This window comes from Streptomyces sp. NPDC002446, assembly GCF_053595675.1.
Genome location: NZ_JBSFYC010000001.1, coordinates 33,287 through 54,128, shown reverse-complemented (window position 1 = coordinate 54,128; position 20,842 = coordinate 33,287). Strand labels below are relative to the sequence as shown.

Here is a 20,842-nt window from a genome sequence, read left to right as displayed (position 1 = left end):
GCGGTGCAGGATTCGTACCTGCCTGCGATTATCGGGACCGCTTCACCGAACCTCCACAACGTGCCACGGAGGTGAAGCAACCGGGACGAGGCACCCGGACCTCTATCCTTGTCCGCGGTCCGTGATCCACGTCCACACCGGCCCCCGTAGCTCAGCGGATAGAGCAGGTGCCTTCTAAGCACTTGGCCGCAGGTTCGAGTCCTGCCGGGGGCGCCAGGGCAGACCCTCCCTTCGGGAGGGTCTTTTTGCTGGTCAGAGGGTGTTTGGTGGCTTCTGCGGGCCGTCGGATGCCGGGGGCAGAGGAGGTGGATCCGTCCGGCTGGAACCGGTCCGGGGCGGGTTTCGGCGGCTGTTCTTCCCGAAAACGTCCCGAAGTTTTGGTGTGCCCGGTGGCGTGGGGTGCCCGGCCTTCCGAGGCCCAAGACGGCCCTCCTCGCCCACTCGGCATACGGGCATAGGCAGAGGGCCGGCCGAAGCCGGGCCCTGTCGTGTGAGCCCTGTCGCCGTCGCAATCAGCGGGCGCGGCCCGGCGCCCTGGGAAGAGGCGGAGAGAGCGCGTCCCGGGGCCCGGAGCCAGTGGCACGCCCGGGAGCTTCTGGGGCCCTTCGATGCGCTGCTGTAGTTCAACGGTCTGTCCGGTGATGCAGCGCGCGTAAGTGGAAAGCAGCACCGGGACGCTATTGCCTGCCCATTCGGCGACCTGTGCCGGCGGGATGCCGTGGCTGAGCCAGGTCGTCAAGCAGGTGTGGCGGAGGTCGTATACCCGCTTGCCAACGGGCGAGCTGTACTCGCACTCGGTCAGGTCTGCCGTGCAGGCCTTGTCCCAGGCCCGCCTGCCCCTTCCCCGACCGGACTACGGGCAGCAAAGCTCCGCACTACGCTCTTGATGGGCAGACGTCACAGGTCGCGAGGCCGCCTAGCAAGACGTTCACAATCGAGGGGGGCTGCTCCTTGCGTGCGCAAGAGATCACCTTTTTAAAGCTCGTTCAGGGGGAGAAGCAGTTCCAGGTACCTCTCTACCAACGGACCTACAGTTGGACGCGGAAGCAGTTGGAACGGCTGTGGGACGATTTGCTCGATCTGGTCGAACAGCAAATCGAAGGGGGCAGTCCCCCCTCGCACTTCCTCGGCTCCGTCGTTCTGGCCCCAGGCCAGTTGCAAGCCGGAGGAGTGCAACGCTGGCTCGTCGTGGACGGGCAGCAGCGGATCACAACGATCATGTTGGCGTTCACCGCGTTGCGCGACCACATCAGGGGTTCGGTGGTTGAGGGTTCCGCGCGAACGGCCGACCGTATCCACCGCCAGTACCTCGTCAACGAGTTCCTGGAAGGCGATGAGCACTTCCGGCTGCTTCCCACTCAGGCCGACCGGGCGTCCTACGGAGCCTGCATCTCCAGCAGTCCTCGTTCAGGCGGCGCCGACAACATCGGGGCCGCCTACCGTTTCTTCCGCGGCGTGCTGGCGAGCGGGCAAGAGCAACACGGCGCGGAGTGGACAACCGCGGTGGAAACAGCCCTACGGGATCTGCTCTCCATCGTGGAGATCACTGCTGAGCGCGGTGACAACGTGTACCGGATCTTCGAATCCCTCAATAACACCGGCGTCGGCCTGAGCCAAAGCGACCTGCTCCGGAACTACGTGTTCATGCTGCTCCCGGGCCGGGGGGAGCGTGTGTACGAGCAGCTGTGGCTGCCCATGCAACAGCAATTGGGGCCCAAGAATCTGGAACTCCTCGTCTGGCTCGACCTCGTCGTACGTGGCGAGAGCAAGACGAAGCAGACCGACATCTACCGCGTCCAGCAGCAGCGGCTCGAACCGCTGGCAGGGAACGAGCAAGCGCTGGAGATGGAAATCAGCGAACTCGCCCGGCGCGCCGAGCTGCTGCGGCGGATTCTCGATCCCGCCCTGGAGCCGCATGACGAGCTGCGCCAGCAGCTTCGCCACCTTGCCCGCTGGGGCGGACGCATCCATTATCCGATCGCGCTCCACCTGCTCGATCTCGTGGACGCCGGGCGCGCCCAGGCCGACGAGGCGGCGAGGGCCCTCGGATACGTAGAAGGATTCCTCGTCCGCCGCATGCTGTGCCAGGCCAGCACCCAGAGCCTGAATCGGCTCTTCATGTCGATGCCGGGTGACATGGAAACCGACCGGCCGGCCGCGGAGGCGGTGCGACGCTACCTCTCGGGCCGACGTCGCGGCTGGCCCACTGACGCTGAGGTAGCCGACGGGATCCGCAGCAAACCGTTCTACTGGAACGGGCAGGCATCGCAACGCACGTACGTCCTGGAGCGGCTGGAGGAGAGTTACGGATCGGCGGAGCCCGTGGACTTCAAGCGGGCCAAGCTCACGGTGGAGCACGTGCTGCCGCAGCGGCCGGCCCAGGCATGGATCGACGTCCTCGCCGAGGATGCGGATGACGGCCAGACCCCTCAAGAACTGCACGATCTGTTGGTCCACACCTTGGGAAACCTGACGCTCTCGGCTGAGAACACAAAACTCTCCAACCACCCTTTCGAGCGGAAGCAACAGATTCTGGAAGCAAGTTCGCTCCGGATGAACCAGGAAATCGCCGGGACGCTCCGGTGGGGCCGCAACGAGATCCTGGAACGTTCCGACAACCTGGCCACGCGTGCCGTCTCCCTGTGGCCCGGCCCCGAGGGGGAACAACGCACAGGCAGCGAGGAGTGGACGGGATGGAGCGATCTGCGTGCCGCGCTGATCGCTATGCCCACCGGCACATGGACCACTTACGGGGACATTGCCGAACTGATCGGCAGCCATCCTGTTCCGGTCGGCAACTTTCTCGCCACGAAGGCCGGCGTGCACGGGGCTTACCGGGTCCTGACCGCCGCCGGACGGGTCTCCGCGTCATTCCGCTGGCCGAACGACGAATACGGCGGCACCCCTCTCACGCTCCTGCACGCAGAAGGGGTTCCGTTCGACTCCAGTGGAAAGGCGCGCAGTTCCCATCGCCTGACCGCGGAGGACCTCGCATCGCTTCTGGGTAAAGAGGTGCCCGAGATGGGAACGTCGAGCGGCTCATCCGATGAGGCGGCCATGGGCAGAACGTTCGCTGCTCGTGCCGCGCGCTTCACCGACCTGCTCCGGGCGAATCGGCCGGACGCCGCCGACGCCATCCTCACCTTCCTCCAGTCGTGGGAAGGTATCGCTCCCGGCTGCCATCTCGACTATGGCAAGGCGACCGAGACCAGCTGCTTCCTGATGCTGCGCAAGGAGTCCGCGTCCCGCGCCGCCGCCATTTGGCCATTCACCCTCTACCCCGTATTCGGCACAGTCGAGGTCGTATTCCAGTACATGCGCTCCAGGCCGCCTTTCGACGACAGCGGCCTGCGTCAGGAATTCATGTCCCGTTTGAATGACGTCCCAGGCATTGAACTGGCAGAGGCGAAGCTCGAGCTGCGCCCATCGTTCCCCCTCGAGGTGTTGGCGAACCGTTCTAAGGAGATCGTCGGAATCATGTCCTGGTTCGTCCAGCAGGTCGTGGCGCACGAACCATCGGACGAGCAGGGGCAAGTCTCCTTCTGACCGCGCACAACTGACCAACACGTGACGACCGGTAGCGGGCCGCGCCATCACCTCAGTGCAACGCGGCCCTCATTGCCGCCCCCGGTAGCACGAGTTCGATACCCGTCGGCCGTTTCAGAGTTGAGGCCGTTGCGTGGCCCGGCGCCGCCCTCGAATGCGCCATGCCCCAGCGGCATCCCTTGGCCTGAGTTTGGCCGTCGCCCATTTGCGAGATGCGCTGTCAGACGCGTGGTACAAGGTAGCGGAGGGCGGCGCTGTCGCGGTCCGCCTGGGCATATGAGGAACCTCTGGAGAGAGTGGCATGCCGAAGATCCCCAAAGGGCGGCGCGTAGGCCAGGCTGCAGTGAACGCGCTGCGCACGCTACTTGAGGAGCACGATCACATCGTGCAGGAGATATCCGGGCAGAACGACTTCGGTGAGGATTTCTACATCACCTTCACCGATGACGGGGACGTCACCAGCGACACGATCAAGGTCCAGGTTAAAGGAGGGGACAGCTGGCGTCGGGGAAACGGCTACGCGGTGCCTGTCGACCGGCACCGCGACACCTGGTCAGAGGGCAACATCCCTGTCTACTGCGTGGTGTATGACCCGAACAGCAAGAACCTGTACTGGGCAAACGCCACTCAACAAATTCGCCGCTTTGGCTCCTTCAATGCACCACGCTTCATCGGGATCAGCCCCAATGCGGTGCTGGACGACACCACCATGGACTCCTTTGTCGCCCAGGCACGCCGCTACGTCGGGCGCTATCGGGGCCGGCAAGCCGTGCTCACCCATCTCGGAGAAATGTCCGGAACGGAATTCGACCCAGCAGATCACGTTCTGCACTTTGTCAACGGCGACGACGATGACCTCATTTTCTGGAAGCGCCCAGGCGACGCAGTGGCGACGCTGCTGCTCAGCGCCCAGGGATGGGAGCCAGCTTGGGTCACCCTGGAGTCTCTGATGCGCTCCGAGCTTTCGATGCCGGAGGACTGGAACGGCCCTGGGACCCCGGACCCTGATCTGTGGACTGCCGAGGACCTGGGGCTGAACCGATCCGAGATCATGTGGGCGGCTGCGTGCTTCGCCTCCACCCGGCAGGCCGACGAAGGCCCGGGGGACGAACTCGTCGAGTGCGAGGGATGCCCCAGTTGCACAGGGGAGGAACCCAAGGAACACGGCAGGATCGAAGCAGACGTCATCCATGCATACGTGCTCGCCTGCATACTCGACCGGATCGATGCCGAGCCAGACCTCGTGCAGCGCTCAATTCACGCGATGCGCATAGAAACCTCTCTGGAACCGGACATCGTCGCCGAGCTCGGCTCCCTCGAGACCGACCCACGTGTCGTCCGCCAGGTGAACAGGCTCAGCCGGGCAACGGTGGAGACGGTGGACGACATCGAGCCGGAGGCATACCGGCTGGCCATCCTCTATCTCATCCATCGCATCTACGTCGGTGGCCCCTCGCTCCCTCTCGACGAACAGGTCCGCATCGTCTGGCGTATCCCCGAGCCCACGACACCCGTGTCACAGCCTCAATGAGCGCAAAACAGGGTGCCCAGCAGCCCCGCAGCCCGCTCAACAGAGAGGGGAACCACATCCGGACCGTCGCCGTGGGCGTGCGTGCCTGACGGCGATGCCGTCGGCCGCACCGTCTGCAGACGTGCCACCACGTGCCAGTAACGGTGGTAGGTAGCGGTCAATGTGGGGACTTAGACGGCCGGCCGGACGATAGCCCAAACGGACGTTTCCCCAGGACAGCGGCCGTGCATGTACCCAAGTGCCCCCTGATTTCCAAGCTCAGAGCGCGGGTTCGATTCCCGTCACCCGCTCCACAGACGAAGGCCCAGGTCGGCGACCTGGGCCTTGTTCGTTGTCTGGGCCGATTCAGGGATTCACTCCCCAAGCTGGGCCTATGTGTTGCCCGGACCGATTCAGGCGCCGCGCACCACCTAGCCCCTCATTGGGCGGCTCAGAGTCCCTCGCCCGCGCGGTCCGCACCATCTGATCGCGCCCACCGGCCACGTAGCGCTTGCCCGTCGCGGCCTCGGTGTCACCCCGCGCGCCGGCCGGTGGTGAGATCCGCCGCAGCCTGGCGAAGGCGGACGGTCATGATGTCGAGGGGCCAACTCGGCCTGTTCCTCGGGCCGCATCGGGCCGTAGGCGCCAGGATGGTAGCGGCGATGGCCTCGGTGGCGCCTGCGGTGCCCATCGAGCAAATGCCAGCCCCCGGAGGCTTCCTGGAAGGAGAGCGCGTACTCGGCTGCATTCACGTCGCGGCCGGTGACGTGCAGAATGCCGTCCGCCTGTCCACGGGCGCGCTCGAGTACCAGGGTGGCGTCAGCAGCGCCTGCGATGCCCGTGGTACCGGAGACCTCTGTGAGGAAGTCCTCGGAGGCCATCTTGTGGACGTGGTGGGCCAGGACAACGGCGATGCCGTAGTGGTCCGCAATGCGTTTCGCGTAGCCGACGGCGACATAGTCCGCATCGTAGGCCGAGAGTCCTTGAGGGAACTGGCCGCGCATCTTGGCGAACACGGACCTGGTTCCCGTGACTCCGGGACTCCAACTGCAAGCTTCCCACGCCGTCAAGCAACGACGGCTCAGTCGACAGCTGACGAGTTCAACATCACCATCGACTCTACTCATGACCCGTGCCCCGACCCCAGCCGTGCGGTCACCGCAGCCGTCCCGTCGTCGTCCAAGGCTTCACGAGCTAGTTCGATCATTTCGGGAATGGCACGGAAGAGCGTCCGCGTGTGGGCCATGAATGCAGAACAGACGTGATCCGTAGCCCAATGGTCGTCATCGTGGGTCGAGAGCCAAACCACAGCAAGGGCGACTCTTGCTGAGGCTGCTTCGATTTCGCCTGCCCGTGCTGCCACTTCAGTCGGACCGGAAAGTGACACATCGAGCCAACGGGCTCTGATCTCGCCATTCAGTCGATTCACTTCCGCCGCATAGGCATCATCAAACTCGTCAGTGTCGAGCAATGCGGGCTGATCGAGAGCCCCACCGCTAACCGAACGCAATTGATCACGGAGGTCCGTGGCCGAGGCCAGGAAGTCCCGATACACCGATTCGCGCGGTTGTCGGCGCTGTCGCAGGTGCTCCGCTCGGGCCGATAAACGTGCCTGGCTCCGGCCAGCATGACTGGTCACCAGCGACGTACCGATGGTGGCAGCAGCGCCAGCCAGCGCACCCAGAACTGCAGCTATCCCGGCATCCACTCTGTGAGCCTATCTACCGGACAGCTGCCAAATCTTTCGAACGCGCAGGTCGATTGGCAACCGGGCCCGAGAACGGCGCGAGCGCCGCACGAAGCAAGCCCGCCACGTCCACAGGCGAGCCTCGTACGACAGCACACCTAGCGTCCAGCCTTCCGGGGTCGCTTGCTGGTGCACCGGCTGGGCGAGCGTCGGCGCTGTTTCCGGAACGGCCGGCCATCAGTGTCAATGATCAAGCGGGCCGTCCCAGCAGGATGCCCGCGAGACCCCGTGAAGTCGCTGGGCCAATCATCGAGGCTGCCCTGCCTGTCAATCAGGGTGTTGTCCAGGTCAAACAAAGCCAGGAGCTACATTGGCAAAGCGTACAGCGGTCAATAGTCGAGCGCCGCCACCAGCCTTGCGGTGCTGACGCCTAGAGGCGCAGGTAATCCTGTATCGCCCTGATATCTGCCTGATCTTTCCTTCGGTCGGATCTGCGCTTCCAAGCAAGGACCACGGAGAGCGGGCAGAAAGGAATGCCTTGAATCAACTCAGCGCCATCGATCAACTCATCAGCGTCTGGTGTGCCTGGCAACCAGCGATTAAAGACTTCGATGCCGCCGTCGAAGAGCACCACTCGCAGGCCGTGGCCGGAAGGTGACGGCGTCGGATCAGCGATGCTCATGGCGACCTTCCAGGCTTCGCCACGCGCGACGACGTCCAGGTCAGTCACCTCAGCCCTGAGACCATGCGCGAGGAGCGGCCCGCTGCCTGCCACCACGTAGTCCGACAGGGGCAACCCAAGGGAAAGCAACTTGCGGACGAGTGGGTGCCCCCTGAGCTCCAAGGAAACCTCCTACAGAATGGACAACCCGACCGCTGAACGTGCAGCCATGCTCATAGCTGCTGAAGCGATGACGCTGCCCAGCGTACCGACGAGGAAATACTTAGAAGCGTGATTAACATGGTCGACGGGGGCACGCGCCAGAGCCTTGGCTGCCAACACGAGCGCAGCAGCTTCCGGCTGGCCAGCGGCAAGGAAGACGAACAACACTCCACGCTCAATGAGCCCGATACTCCTGCCGCCGCTCGCTATCAAGGCCTCGGCCGCCGTCTTGGCCGGCCCCGGCCGGAGCCGATCCACCTCCTCCTTGACCGGGTCGGTCACGGCTTTGACCAGCACTCCTCCCCCGAAGACTGCCAGGAGCAAGGCGGAGGTCATCACGGTCGCCTTGTCGCTCAACAACAGCTCAACCCCAAGGGCCGCCGTCGTGGCTCCTGCCACCCACAGGGCAGTGAGCGCCGCGATTGCCAGCAGGACCGCACCCACCTTTTTGCTGCTGGCCAGCCGCCCGCTGGTCACGGGTGTGAAGATGGAGACGCTGGCGAACAGATCATGGTACGAACTGAACACCAGCGACAGCCCGACTGCCACGAGTACAGCTGCAGCGAGCGCCCCCAAGGGCTTGGCCTCATCTCTGTACGGCGCGATGGCGTATGCGCCATATGCGAGCGTGACCAGGATCGCCAAGCGCGGACGATCCGCGAACCACTCCCGCTCCCATGAGATCGCCAATGGTGCTGCGAGACCAAAGAAGACCCGAGCCGTCTCCAAGCTCTCCCCCTCACTCAACCGGCCAACAATGACGTCAGCGCGAGCTGGCTACCCTAGCCAACCAGGCTCCTGCCAAAGCAAGTTGAATGCGATCGCCGCTCGATCACTGGCTGCTGCCACAACGACCGCCACACGTCGTGGCATGCCCTCCGGAGCCGTGTGCGCAATCCTGCCGTGTCCCAACTGTCCGACTGTCCGGTTGAACATGTGACCTGCGCAAATCGACCGGACAGCTCCAAGCGCGGCTGTCCGGGCTGTCCGGTTCAGACGGCTGCAACATCCCCGCACGTGCGGCCCGTCAGCGCAGCCGACCTTGATGGGTCGTAGGCGCTGAAGGCGCCTTCGTATCTACTCATGTCCCACGAACTGCCGCCGCGTAGAGGCTCCCTGTCGAATACGTGTCGAAGTTACTCCGACGCGGAGCGCCCAGCGGAAGAAAGAGCCAGGTCAGAGGGGTGCGAACGATGAACTGTGCGATTCTCTTCTGACCTTGGCCGCAGGTTCGAGTCCTGCCAGGGGCGCTCTTCCCCTCCTGTTGCATAGCCCTCCTCGTGGAGGGCTTTTTGCGGACAGGGGGCTTGGTGGCCCTCGGCCCCCGGGACCGTGGGAGGACCCCGCGGAGGGGCTTGGTACCGTCAGCCGCGGTGGCGGGGCGGTGTCGCGCCGTGACGACCGGACTGTTCGCGTTCCGTCATGATTTCTCGGCGCTGTTCATCCAGGTACTGGGAGCTTTGGCGTTCCGCCGCCAGGCGTTCGCTCTCCGACATCGCGTCCCAGCGCTGCTGGAACCTGTCGAAGCGCCCTTCGAGGGATTCGTTCCGGGGCAGGTCGTCGATGGCATCCCTGATGCCCCGCCGGCCCGACATGACGTCCCTGGCCATCGCGGCCAAGGGATCTCTCTCGTCTCCCTGCGCAAGGTTCTTCAGCATCTTGCGCAGCATGCGAGCCCTGGCCTCATCCTTGGCCAGGCCCATGAACTCGGCGTCGCCGACTTCACGGTGATGGTCGTTGGACTGCATGTCTTCCCCGATGTTTCTGTGTCGGATGTCAGCTGTGTTGCCCGGAGGGCGTTGTGCGGCCACCGGGCGGTGGGTCAGGCCACCGGGCTGTCGTACGCCTTGCCGGGAAGGGGGAATTTGATGGCCTTGTTCTCGATCGAGGAACTGATGCCGGTAACGAGGGCCACCGAGCCATTGATCGCCGTCTGGAGTTCACTGATGACCGTGGTCAGCTTGGACCACATATTGATCATGGCGATGACCTCTGCGGCTACCGCCCCCGCGGCGATCGCCGGGCCGAACAGAGTGAAGCTCGTCGAGGCACCGGCCAGCGCGGTGAGCCCGACGATCGCCGCAGTGTCCAGAATTCCCTGCAGCAGATCTCCGCACGCCTCCGCGGCGTTCCAGACCGCTTCACTCGTCTTCTCGTAGTTCTCCTCCAGTGCCGCGAAGGAGTCCTTCATATCCGCAATGTCCTTCGAGAGCGTCTCGAAGTAGATATATGCGGCGTCCGCGGCGTTGCCGTTCCAGGACTTATCCAGTGCCGTGCTACCGGCCTTGATGTTCTCCGCGAGGTCCTCGCAAAAGTTACCCAAGGCCTTCCACGCCTTGGCGCATTGTGCATACTCGGCCCAGTCGCCGGCGATCAGCTTCTTCGCCTCGTCGACCGGGTTGAAGTCGAAGGCGAACTCAAGCCCCTTACTGATCACCCAGGAAGGACTCAGCACATCCCCGAAGGACAGGAGGTCCTTGACGATCCCGCCCTCCGGCTCCTCCTTGTCGTCATCCACCTTGGGCGCCACCAGGCGACCAGTCGGCTTTGCCACATCCGCGAAGGTCATATCCCTTTACTCCCGAGTTGAGCGTGTTTTCGCTAACGCTTGGACGCCGGGTAGGCAGCATCCATCTTTCGGGACTCGTCCCTGTCGGTCGCTTCGTAATGCTTCGCGGAGTTCAACAATTCAACTGACGACGTGCTGAGGATTTTTTGCAGCGCTTTGAGTGTGTTTTGCACGCGGTTTACCACATCCTCATGTCCGCCGCCCCACAGCTGGGCCACCGTTGACATGGGCCCGACATCCGATGCGAGCATCTCACACGACTTCTTCACATAGTCCCGCGATTCCTCGACATCATCGGCGGCCCGCTTCACCTGCTTTCCGAAACCAGTCAGATCGTCCGGATCAACCGAAAAAGCCACCCTGCCCCCATTCATAACTTTGACGCGCCCTCTACGCGCTGTTACTGTATCGCGGTGAAAATATTCGGCGATGACAGTGGCAATCTTCCATCGCTTGAACTGGGCGGTGAGACAGGCAGTCCGGCTGACCAGTACGTCCAGCGCCAAGTACGTTCCTGGGCGCTGCTCCCCCTCTTTTTTGCGATACTTCTTCCCTGGGTTTGGGTGTACTTCGCGTTTGCTTACGGCCTTCGGAAGGATCTTCCGTTCCTCGCCCTGCTGGTGACGCACGCGGGGCTGACACTCATCTGGCTCGGGCGCCGCAGGTCACGCCGGCTGCTGACCTGGGTGGGCATTGGCTGCTATCCGCTCGCCGTCGCGCTGTGCCTGCTGCTGCAGGACGTTCTCTAGCGGGCGGACAGGCGGCGTGGTACGGGCGGTCGGGCTCATCGGCGGTCCGGTGGGCGGGCCATCGCCCAGGTGTCGGCCTCGATGGCGCTGGGCAGCGCACGGGCGACGGGGCTCGAGCAGGCGATGAGCGCGGCCCTCAACGAGCTGCTCGCCGGCCGCGCCGACCGCTTCCCCGCGGTCGCCGCGGCCGCCGCGTCCATCGAGGCCGACGCGGCCTCACGGGACCGGGCATGGGAGTTCGGCCTGGAGCGGATTCTGGATGGCCTGGAGGCCTACCTGGGCAGGTAAGACCCAAGCAGGCAGGCCGCGGGGTGGGGGTGTTGTTCCGGGGGGCGGACGGCTCGGACCCGTCACGCCAGGTAACCGGCCATGACCCGTCTCCCCAGGTAACCAGCCATGACCCGCCGCCCGCCTCCCCGGAACCGGCCCTGGCCCGCCTCCCCGAACCGGCCCCCCGCCCATCCCCCCGCCCCCCGCCCTAGCCCGCGCCCACGGGCCCGGACTCGGAATCGGACTCAGCACCGAAAAGAGATCCCAGCCAGTCGAGCAAAAGGTGGTTGACCTGTTCGGGGCGTTCCTGTTGGACCCAGTGGCCGCAGCCTTTGAGGATGTGGGAGGCGGACAGGGCGGGGACGGTGACGGGGAAGGCCTTGATGGCTTCGGTCATCCAGGTGGTGGGGGCGTCGAGTTCGCCGCCGATGAAGAGGGCGGGCTGGGTGAGGGGCGCGCCGTGCCAGGCGGCGAGGTCCTCCCAGTCGCGGTCGACGTTGCGGTAGCGGTTGAGGCCGCCGGTCAGGCCGGTCCGCTCGAACTCGGCCGCGTAGAAGTCGAGATCGGCCTCGGTGAGCCAGGAGGACGGGGACGGGGTGGTGTCGGCGGGGAAGCGGTCGGAGAGCTTGCCGCCCGGAGGGACCGAGAAGAGGGGGAAGGCGCCCTCGCCGGTGGGGGTCGTGGCGTCGGCGAGGGACTTGGCGTCGCCCGAGAGGCCGGTGTAGAAGCCCGCCAGCCAGCCGCGGACGTCCGGTTCGATCTCCGCCTCGGCCCGGCCCGGCTCCTGGAAGTAGTTGATGTAGAACTCCTCGGTGCCGCCGAGCCTCCTGAAGGCCTCGGTGGGCCGGGTCGCGCCCCGGGGCGCGTAGGGCACGCTCAGCAGCGCCACGGCGGTGAAGAGGTCGGGCCTGAGCAGCGCCGTGTTGGCGGCGATGGGAGAGCCCCAGTCGTGGCCCACGATGACCGCGCTCTCTTCGCCGAGGGCGCGCAGCACGGCGACGTTGTCGGCCACATGGGCCAGCATCCGGTACGCCGGGATCTCGCGGGGCTTGGACGAACGCCCGTAGCCGCGGACGTCGATGGCGACCGCCCGATAGCCGGCGGCGGCGAGCGCGGGAATCTGGTGGCGCCAGGAGTACCAGGACTCGGGGAAGCCGTGAACCATCAGGACGAGGGGCCGGTGCCCTGCTCCACCAGGTGGATCCGGCCACCGGGGACCTCCACCGAGCGGTGGACCGCGTCCGGGAGGGGGGACGCGGGCGGGGCGGGCGTCGGCTGTGCGGGCTGCGGCATGCATGCTCCTCGGGGGTCGGGCGGCACCGTCCGGGGATGCGGTGACCACCCTGGCCACCCGACCGCCCTGCCCTACAAACGCACCGCCTTCCGCGGTTGTTCCTTCGCCCCCGTCAACAGGCCGTGCAGCGTGGCGAATTCGTCGACGCACTTGGCGGTGCCGTTGACCACGCAGTCCAGCGGCTCGTCGGCGACCGTCACCGGGACGCCCATCTCCTGGCGCAGCCGCCGGTCCAGGCCGCGCAGCAGCGCGCCGCCGCCGGTCAGTGCGATGCCGTGCTCGATGATGTCGCCGGAGAGCTCCGGCGGGCAGGCGTCGAGCGTGCGGTGGACGGCCTGGACGATCGCGTCGACCGGCTCGGCCAGCGCGTCGCGGATCTCCTCCTCGGTGATCTCCTGGATCCGGGGCAGACCGCTGATGTGGTCGCGGCCGCGGACGGTGTACGAGGAGCGGCGTTCCGCTTCGCCGTCCTCGTCGGCGCCGACGGGCGTCCAGGCCGCCGACCCGATGGCGATCTTGATGTCCTCGGCGGTGCGCTCCCCGATGGCCAGTGAGTGCTTCTTCTTGACGTAGGCGGTGATCGCGGTGTCCAGGGCGTCGCCGGCGACCCGTACGGACTGCGCCGTGACCAGGCCGCCCATGGAGACGACGGCGACCTCGGTGGTACCGCCGCCGATGTCCACCACCATGCAGCCGACGGGCTCGTCCACCGGGAGACCGGCGCCGATCGCCGCGGCCATCGGCTCTTCTATCAGGTGCACTTCGCGGGCGCCGGCGCCCCGGGCGGAGTCGATGACCGCGCGCCGTTCCACGCCCGTGATGCCGGAGGGGACGCAGATGACCACCCGCGGCCTGGAGAAACGGCGGCTGGGCAGGGCCTTCTTCATCAGGGCGCGCAGCATCTGCTCGGCGGCGTCGAAGTCGGCGATCACGCCCTCCCTCAGGGGGCGCATCGCGGTGATCCCGGACGGTGTGCGGCCGATGGTCCGTTTGGCCTCCAGGCCGACGGCGATGACGTCCCCGGAGGCGTTGACGGCGACGACGGACGGCTCGTTCAGCACCACGCCCTTGCCGCGGGCGTACACCAGGGTGTTGGCGGTGCCGAGGTCGATGCCTATGTCGTACGTACCGGACGAAGTGCTGGACGCCATGGGGAGTTCGTGTGCTCTCTCGCGACGGGGGTGGGATTGCCGCACACAACCCCATTGGCCGCCAATGGGTTTCAATGCGGGCAATTAATAAGACTACTGGGCGCCCGGGATGGTTCCCGGTTCCGCCCGGTCGCCTTCCTCCGCCTCCGGGGACAGCGCCTCCGCCAGGTCGTCGAGGGCGTCCAGCAGCAGGTCGGCGGCGCGCACCGCGACGCCCTGGCTCTCGTCCTCGGCGTCCCACCGCTCCCACACGGCCCGCAGCGCGCTCCAGTCCACCTCGCGCTCCTCGCGTACCGCCCGCGCGGCACGCTCCACCGAGGGACGCAGTGCGGCGGCGAACGCGGCGGCGCCGGCGGAGGGTTCGGCGTCCTTGCCGGGCAGGTGGGCCTCCAGGATCATCGTGACCCGGCCCATCGTGGCGAGCGCGGCGCTGGCCGCCTTCGACGCGCTGAGCGACAGGCCGCGGTGGCGTACCGGCTCCTTCTCGGCCCGCGCCTCGCTCTCCTCCCAGGCCGCGCGGGCGGCACGGGCGTCCAGCAGGGCCTCGCGCACCTGCCGCGGGCGGCGCCCTGCGGGCCGGGCGTAGACGTCGTACACGGCCAGTGCGTAGCGCCCGTTGGTCTCCAGCCACTCGGCGAGGCGCTCGCGCAGCCGGGGCGTCTCCCAGGCGGGGAACAGCGCGTAGGACAGCATCGCGAGCAGTCCGCCGAGGAGGGTGAGCACGATGCGTTCCTGGACGGTCTGCTCCCAGCCCTCACCGGCGATGCCGAGCAGGAAGACGACGTACGCGGCCACGCACGCCGAGGTCACCGCGAAGCCGGTGCGCATCAGCAGATACATCAGCCATACGCAGACCACGGCGAGCCCGGCGCTGACGTACACGCCCGGGTGCGCCAGGGCCATCAGCGCGCCGGCGACGGCGACACCGACGAGGGTGCCGCAGAAACGGGCGACGCCCCGGGAGTAGGTCTGGGCGAAGTCCGGGCGCATCACCATGACGGAGGCCAGCGGCGCCCAGTAGCCGTGGCCGAACGGCAGCGCGGTGCCCAGCAGGTAGCCCGCCGCGGCGACCGCGGCGACCCGCAGGGCGTGCCGGAAGATGTGCGAGGACCAGCGGGCCTCGCGGTGCAGGGCGCGCAGCGCGACCGGCACGAGCTTGGGGACGCTGGGCCGCAGCAGATGGCCGCGCTCGGCCTCGGTGGTGGGGCGGGTGGCCTGGACCGGCTCGTCGGTGAGCTCGACGGCGTCGGCGAGCAGCGAGATCAGACGGTAGGCGGCGCGGCGGGCGGGGCCCTTGAGCATCGGCCCCGTCGCCGGGACCTCCAGGGTGGCCATCGCCTCGGGCGGCAGCCGTACGGGCCTGGCGTGCCTGACGGCGTGGGCGACGGCGTCCAGGACGGTGGCCGCGGCGCCCAGCAGGTCGCGGGCACGGTCGCGTTCGGGACCCTCCAGAGGGGCACCGACGACCGGGTCGGCGATCGAGGCGAGCACCGGCCGGACGCGTTCGGCCAGGCCGCGGGGGCCGTGCAGCTGGGCGGGGCGGCGCCGGGCCTGACGCGGCGTCACGGTGGAGGCGAGCCGGGCGTCCATCAGGGGCGCCGGGTCGAAGGGGGCGACGGGGTCGTGCCGCAGCCGGCGGGCGTAGTCCGCCTCGGCGGCCAGGGCGTCGGCGAGCGCATCGCGCTGGGTGCCCCAGGGGCGGACCGGGAAGACGACGATGAGGGCGGCCTGGACGAGGCCGCCGAAGAAGATCAGCGCGGCGTGCACCAGCGCGCCGAGGACGGTGGTCGGCAGGGTGACGGTGACCAGCATGATCGCCACGGTCTGGGTGCCGGCCAGCCCCGAGACCGGGCCGATCGCCCAGGCCATCCCGGCCAGGAAGGTCCAGCCGGCGAGCAGCAGGACGAACCAGGCGGTATGGGCGGCGGCCAGATAGCCGAGGAAGGTGGAGACCGCCAGCGCGCCGGCGACGGCGAGCGCGAGGACCGGTCGCGGCCGCATGCTGCGCTGGAAGGTGACGATGCCGGAGGCGAACGCGCCGAAGGCGGAGGAGACCGCGAGGGTGGGATCGCCGCGCCACAGGCACAGCCCGATGACGATGGCGACGCCGGCCGAGCCGCGGACGGCGATCAGCGGCGTGAGCTTGGCCCGCTCGATGCTCAGCCCGGAGCGGGCGGCTTCCTTCAGCGCACGCGACCAGGTCATAGCGAGAGGATACGGGCCGCAGGCGGGCGTTCCGGTGCGGCCGGGGCGGGCCCGCCGCCGCGCGTCCCGGCCCGCCGTCCGCCGGGAAAATCCTGGTAAACCCGCCTTCCGCCGCACGTAAACATCCCAGGTCACAAGGGGAGGACCGGATTCCGGGCGGTCGGTGCGAGCAAGCCGACACCCCGGAAGGGAAACCCCGGCCGGCCCCTGCGCCCTCTTGCCGGATGACCGGGACGGCTCCCGGTCCGCCGGGACGGCTCCCGGCAGGTCCGGCAAGGAGAAGGCACGTGCGCACAGCCCTGTTCCGTCCGGTGATCGCGCTGATCACCGTCACCGTCCTCGCCGCCGTGGCCGGCTGCGGCACCGGCGCCTCCCAGGCCTCCCCCGTACGCTTCGGCGACCTCCCCAAGACCGGAGCCGCACTGCACACCACGGCGCAGGGGAAGCGCTCGCTGGTGCAGTGGCCCACCCGCCCGATCACCTTCACCGAGCAGAGCCGGGTCGGCGGAGCCGGCGAGAACACCCCGATCGGCATGACCACCCTGCACGGCCCGAAGTCGGGCTTCACCGGCAAGGTGTGGGTGTGGGCGCCGCCGGAGTACTACGACAAGCGCAACGCGGACAAGGGCTTCCCGGTGATGGAGGCGCTGCCCGGCTCCTACGGCTACCCCGTCAACTACTGGATCGGCCCCGACCTGCACCTGCAGGAGAGCCTCGCCCAGTGGTCGAAGAACGGCACCAGCCTGCCGTTCATCGTCGTCATGCCGGTGCTCAACCCCGACAACAGGCAGTACTACGACGGCAGCGACATACCGGGCCAGCCGAAGATCGGCACCTGGCTCAGCCAGGACGTGCCCGACCTCGTACGGCAGAACTTCCGCACCCTCAGGACCCGCGACGCCTGGGCGATCATGGGCTCCTCCTCGGGCGGGTTCGCGGCGCTGAAGAACGTGCTGCAGAACCCGGGCACCTTCAAGGTCGCCATCCCCAACGGGCCGGACATCGTGCCCGACTCACCGCTGTGGAACGGCCACGCCCGGCAGGAACGGGAGAACAACCCCGAGGTGCTGGCCCGCCGGCTGATCGCCCGCGGCGGACCGGAGGTCTACCTCGCCTTCCAGGACGGCTCCCGGGAGCACACGGTGCTGCCGAAGGTACGGAGGTTCCTCGCGCAGTACGGGCACGGCCCGGTGCACACCCGGCTGCAGATCGTGCCGGACGGCACGCACAGCGCGGCGACGTACGTGCAGGGCCTGGGCGAGGGCACGATGCGCTGGGTCAGCGCGCACATGCAGGGGCCGACCGCCTGACCGCGGCGGCCCGCCCGCGGGCGCAGCCCGGCTCACGGCCCGCAGCCGATGCACGCTCAGGCCCCCGGCCCGCCCGTCACGACACCACGTCCTTGCGCGCGAACCCCCGGAACGCCAGCGCCCACAGCACCAGCGCATACGCCACCGAGACCGACGCCCCCTGGAGCATCCCGGACCACTCCATCCGCGGCTGCAACGCGTCCGCCCAGGAGTACTGCCAGTGGGCGGGCAGCACATCGCGCCAGTCGCCCAGCGCGGTGACCTGGTCGAGGACATTGCCGACGATGGTCAGTCCGACGGCGCCGCCGACCGCGCCCAGCGGCGCGTCGGTCACCGTCGACAGCCAGAACGCGAGCGCCGCGGTGACCAGCTGGCTGACGAAGATGTAGCCGACCACGACCGCCAGCCGCGGCACCGCGTCCCCCGCCGACAGCGCGCCGCCGGTGGGCAGTTGCAGCGGCCCCCAGCCGTACGCGGCGCTGCCCACACCCAGCGCGACCAGCGGCAGCAGCACCATCGCACCCGCGCTGAACAGCAGCGCGACGGTCAGCTTGCTCAGCAGCAGCCGGGCCCGCGGGACCGGCGCGGCCAGCAGATAGCGCAGCGAGGACCAGCTGGCCTCGGAGGCCACGGTGTCGCCGCAGAACAGCGCCACCGGCACCACCAGCAGGAAGCCCGCGGAGACGAACAGGCAGGTGGCGGCGAAGTTGGCGCCGGAGGCGGTGGCGGTGTCCATCAGGGTGATCCGGCCGTTGCCGCGGCCGCTCGGGTCACCGCCGATCGCGAACGCCGCCACCAGCACGAACGGCAGCAGCGCAAGGATCGCGGCGATCACCAGCGTGCGGCGGCGGCGCAGCTGGCGCCGGGCCTCGACGCGCAGCGGAAGGGTACGGCGCGGGCGGTAGCCCGGCGCCCGCGCCGTGGTGGTCGCGGTCATCGGTCGCCTCCGATCAGGGTGAGGAAGGCGTCCTCCAGACGCCGGTGCGGGCCGATGCGCTCCACCGCGATCTCCAACCGGAGGAGCTCGGCCAGCAGTTCCGCCGTGGTGGTGGCGCCGTCCAGCCGTACGAGGAGGCCGCCGTCGGCGCGCTGCGCCGAGGCGACGCCCGGCAGCGCGTCCACCTTCTCCACCACGGCGTCCCCGACCGGCTCCGCGACGCCGACCAGCAGGGTGTCACCGGAGCCGGTGATCTCGGCGACCGGCCCGGCCTGGACGAGCCGCCCGCGGTCCATGACGACCAGATGCGTACAGCTCTGCTCGACCTCGGACAGCAGATGGCTGGAGACGATGACGGTGCGTCCGGCCGCGGCGTAACGGATCATCACCTCCCGCATCTCGCGGATCTGCGGCGGGTCCAGTCCGTTGGTCGGCTCGTCGAGGATCAGCAGATCCGGCAGGCCGAGCATGGCCTGGGCGATCGCCAGACGCTGCCGCATGCCCTGGGAGTAGGTGCGCACGGCGCGCTGCAGCGCCTCGCCGAGGCCGGCGATCTCCAACGCCTCGTCGAGGTGTGCGTCGGCGGCGGGCCGGCCGGTGGCCTGCCAGTACAGCTCCAGGTTGGCGCGCCCGGACAGATGCGGCAGGAAACCGGCGCCCTCGACGAACGCGCCGACCCGCGACAGCACCGGCGCACCGGGCCGGATCGCCTGCCCGAAGATCCTGATCTCCCCCTCGTCGGGCGTGATCAGACCCATCAGCATCCGCAGCGTGGTGGTCTTCCCGGCGCCGTTGGGCCCGAGCAGCCCCAGCACCTGCCCCTTCTCGACACGGAACGACAGGTCCCGTACGGCATACCGGTCGGCGGACCCAGCATAGCGCTTGCTGAGCCCGCTGATCTGCAGCGGAACCTCGGCGAGCGCCGGGTCCGGGGCCGGCGCCGCGGCCTTGCGGCGGCCGGTGAGCAGCAGCAGCGCGGCGACCGCCGCGGCCGCGGCCGGCAGCGCCCAGGTCCAGGCGGGCAGCGGGGCGGCCGCGCTGCGCACCCGGGGCGCGGTGGGCACGCTCAGTACGCCGTCCCCCGTCAGCGACACCGTGTAGCTGGTGGGCCGGGCCGGTGAGGCGTAGCCCAGGTCGGTGGCGGAGAGCACCAGGCGCAGCCGGTGCCCGGCCGCGAACTCATGGTCGACGGCGGGCAGCCGGAGCCGGACCGTCTTCCCGTCGCGGGCGTCCTCGATCCGGTACGGCGTGACCAGCTGGGCGGGCAGCACCTGGCGGCGGCCGTCCGGGGCGACGTCGTAGAGCTTGGCGAAGAACACCGCGTCGCCCGAGCCCGACCGGATCCGCACGCGCACGCCGGGACTGCCGGTGAGACGGACCGCGGAGTCCAGCGGCGCCGAATCGAAGCGGGCGTACTGGCCGGGGAAGTCCAGCGACAGACCGCCGGTGCCGAGCGCGGAGAGATTGCCGAGCGCGCCGACGCCGGGCACCGCGGAGATCGCGGGCGGCCCGGCGCCGGCCGGGTTGCGGAACGTCTGGGCGGGGCCGGTCAGCCCGATGCGCCGGGGCGCGTGGTCCAGCCCCGGGTAGCGGTCCGCGCTCGCACCGCGCAGCCGTACCACGCCATCGGTCGAATCCACTCCCCCGGTCCGGCTGATCCGGAACGCGGGCCCGGTGTCGGCGCCCTTGTCGCCCTTGAGATACCGGTCGAACCAGGCCTTCGTACGGGCCTGCAGCCGGGCGGTCTCCCGGTCACCGCCGTCGTGCCCGCCCGCGAGCCAGTCGACGTCCACCGGCGCCCCGTTGCGCCGGATCGCCTGCTGCGCGGCGTCGGCCTGGTCGAGGGTGAACAGCGAATCGGTCCGGCCCTGCATGAGCAGGGTCGGTACCTTGATGCGGTCTCCGACGGCGGACGGGCTGCGCCCGGCCAGCAGCCGCCGGGCCGCGGCGTCCGGCGTGCCGCTCACCGCCACCCGCTCGTACATCCGGCACAGCTCGGGCTCGAACCTCCCGCAGCCGCCGGACGAGGCGGGCGCCCCGGCCGCGGCACGGGGCGCGCCGGCGGGGGCGCCCGACGAGCCGGTGGTGAAGAAGATCCCCGCCCACAGCTTCTTGAACACCCCGTGCGGGAAGAGGGCGTCGGCGAGGTTCCAGTACGTGATCTGCGGGGCGATGGCGTCGACACGCCGGTCGTGACCGGCCGCCAGCAGCGCGATCGCGCCGCCGTACGAGGCACCGGCGACGCCCACCCGGGGGTCGCCGGCCGCGTCGAGCCGCACCTCGGGGCGCCGGGCCAGCCAGTCGACCAGCCGGCTGACGTCGGCGACCTCACCGTCCGGGTCGTTCAGCCCGATCTTCCCGGTGGACCTGCCGAAACCCCGCGCCGACCAGGTCAGTACGGCGTACCCGTCCCGGGCCAGCTGCTCGGCCTGCGTCCGCAGATCGGCCTTGCTGCCGCCGAAGCCATGGCCGAGCAGTACCGCGGGCCGCCGGCCGCCGGAGCCCCGCGCGGTGAAGAAGGAGGTGTCGATCCGCACATCCTTCTCGCCGCCGGGCGCCTGCGGCATGGTCAGCAGCCGGTCCTCGCGGTGTACGACGGGCGCCGCGTCCGAAGAGGCGGCCGCCCAGGTGCCACCGCCCGCCAGCACGGCCAGCGCGCCCACGGCGGCGTACAGGCGCCGGCCGCGCAGTCTGAGACCTCGCAGATCCATACCGGAATCCTAGGGACGGG

15 protein-coding genes, 1 tRNA gene and 1 pseudogene are annotated in these 20,842 nt (G+C 68.6%); 6 read left to right on the top strand and 11 right to left on the bottom strand.

The annotated features are described in order from the left end of the window. Positions 1-140: 140 nt before the first annotated feature. The 3 genes from ACWD6P_RS00255 (at position 141) to ACWD6P_RS00245 (ending at position 5,077) form a co-directional block, all read left to right on the top strand. Positions 141-216: transfer RNA gene (locus ACWD6P_RS00255), tRNA-Arg, on the top strand. A gap of 735 nt (positions 217-951) precedes the next feature. Next, positions 952-3,546, top strand: coding sequence for a GmrSD restriction endonuclease domain-containing protein (locus ACWD6P_RS00250; protein WP_451441708.1), 2,595 nt, complete (start codon positions 952-954; stop codon positions 3,544-3,546). 301 nt (positions 3,547-3,847) lie between these two features. Next, positions 3,848-5,077: a DUF4365 domain-containing protein gene (locus ACWD6P_RS00245; protein ID WP_451441707.1), complete on the top strand. Its 1,230-nt coding sequence runs from the start codon at positions 3,848-3,850 to the stop codon at positions 5,075-5,077. Positions 5,078-6,179: 1,102 nt separating this feature from the next. On the opposite strand, the gene ACWD6P_RS00240 is transcribed toward ACWD6P_RS00245, so the two are convergent. From ACWD6P_RS00240 to ACWD6P_RS00215, 6 genes are all read right to left on the bottom strand, one after another. After that, positions 6,180-6,764, bottom strand: a complete 585-nt coding sequence (locus ACWD6P_RS00240; RefSeq protein WP_451441706.1) for a hypothetical protein — start codon at positions 6,762-6,764, stop codon at positions 6,180-6,182. 409 nt (positions 6,765-7,173) lie between these two features. After that, complete coding sequence (locus ACWD6P_RS00235) at positions 7,174-7,473, bottom strand: hypothetical protein (RefSeq protein WP_451441705.1); 300 nt, start codon at positions 7,471-7,473, stop codon at positions 7,174-7,176. A gap of 123 nt (positions 7,474-7,596) precedes the next feature. Beyond that, complete coding sequence (locus tag ACWD6P_RS00230) at positions 7,597-8,271, bottom strand: hypothetical protein (protein ID WP_451441704.1); 675 nt, start codon at positions 8,269-8,271, stop codon at positions 7,597-7,599. A gap of 719 nt (positions 8,272-8,990) precedes the next feature. Then, positions 8,991-9,374, bottom strand: coding sequence for a hypothetical protein (locus tag ACWD6P_RS00225; RefSeq protein ID WP_451441703.1), 384 nt, complete (start codon positions 9,372-9,374; stop codon positions 8,991-8,993). A 74-nt stretch (positions 9,375-9,448) separates the two neighbouring features. Beyond that, entirely contained in the window at positions 9,449-10,195 is a 747-nt protein-coding gene (locus ACWD6P_RS00220) for a hypothetical protein (RefSeq protein ID WP_451441702.1), read from the bottom strand. Positions 10,196-10,227: 32 nt separating this feature from the next. Further along, the gene (locus tag ACWD6P_RS00215) at positions 10,228-10,701 is read right to left on the bottom strand and encodes a WXG100 family type VII secretion target (protein WP_451441701.1); all 474 of its coding nucleotides are present in this window, start codon (positions 10,699-10,701) and stop codon (positions 10,228-10,230) included. 57 nt (positions 10,702-10,758) lie between these two features. Here ACWD6P_RS00215 and ACWD6P_RS00210 point away from each other — a divergent pair, with 57 nt between their 5' ends. Both ACWD6P_RS00210 and ACWD6P_RS00205 read left to right on the top strand, forming a co-directional pair. Beyond that, the gene (locus ACWD6P_RS00210; RefSeq protein ID WP_451441700.1) at positions 10,759-10,944 is read left to right on the top strand and encodes a hypothetical protein; all 186 of its coding nucleotides are present in this window, start codon (positions 10,759-10,761) and stop codon (positions 10,942-10,944) included. An 81-nt stretch (positions 10,945-11,025) separates the two neighbouring features. Then, the gene (locus ACWD6P_RS00205; RefSeq protein ID WP_451441699.1) at positions 11,026-11,232 is read left to right on the top strand and encodes a TetR/AcrR family transcriptional regulator C-terminal domain-containing protein; all 207 of its coding nucleotides are present in this window, start codon (positions 11,026-11,028) and stop codon (positions 11,230-11,232) included. Between the two features lie 190 nt (positions 11,233-11,422). Here the strand turns inward: ACWD6P_RS00205 and ACWD6P_RS00200 are convergent. The 3 genes and pseudogenes from ACWD6P_RS00200 to ACWD6P_RS00190 form a co-directional block, all read right to left on the bottom strand. Further along, positions 11,423-12,507 (bottom strand): annotated as a pseudogene (locus ACWD6P_RS00200) (alpha/beta fold hydrolase). Positions 12,508-12,579: 72 nt separating this feature from the next. Continuing rightward, a complete protein-coding gene (gene mreB, locus ACWD6P_RS00195; RefSeq protein ID WP_451441698.1) occupies positions 12,580-13,659 on the bottom strand; it encodes a rod shape-determining protein MreB in 1,080 nt (359 codons plus the stop codon). Positions 13,660-13,752: 93 nt separating this feature from the next. Further along, positions 13,753-15,864, bottom strand: coding sequence for an FUSC family protein (locus ACWD6P_RS00190; protein ID WP_451441697.1), 2,112 nt, complete (start codon positions 15,862-15,864; stop codon positions 13,753-13,755). A gap of 287 nt (positions 15,865-16,151) precedes the next feature. On the opposite strand from ACWD6P_RS00190, the gene ACWD6P_RS00185 reads away from it, so the two are divergent. Further along, a complete protein-coding gene (locus ACWD6P_RS00185) occupies positions 16,152-17,174 on the top strand; it encodes an alpha/beta hydrolase (protein WP_451441696.1) in 1,023 nt (340 codons plus the stop codon). A gap of 76 nt (positions 17,175-17,250) precedes the next feature. Here the strand turns inward: ACWD6P_RS00185 and ACWD6P_RS00180 are convergent, their stop codons facing one another. Then, positions 17,251-18,111, bottom strand: a complete 861-nt coding sequence (locus ACWD6P_RS00180; RefSeq protein WP_451441695.1) for an ABC transporter permease — start codon at positions 18,109-18,111, stop codon at positions 17,251-17,253. After that, on the bottom strand, positions 18,108-20,822 hold the full coding sequence (locus tag ACWD6P_RS00175) for an alpha/beta fold hydrolase (RefSeq protein WP_451441694.1): 2,715 nt from the start codon (positions 20,820-20,822) through the stop codon (positions 18,108-18,110). The genes ACWD6P_RS00180 and ACWD6P_RS00175 overlap by 4 nt, the downstream gene beginning before the upstream one ends. Between the last annotated feature and the right edge of the window lie 20 nt (positions 20,823-20,842).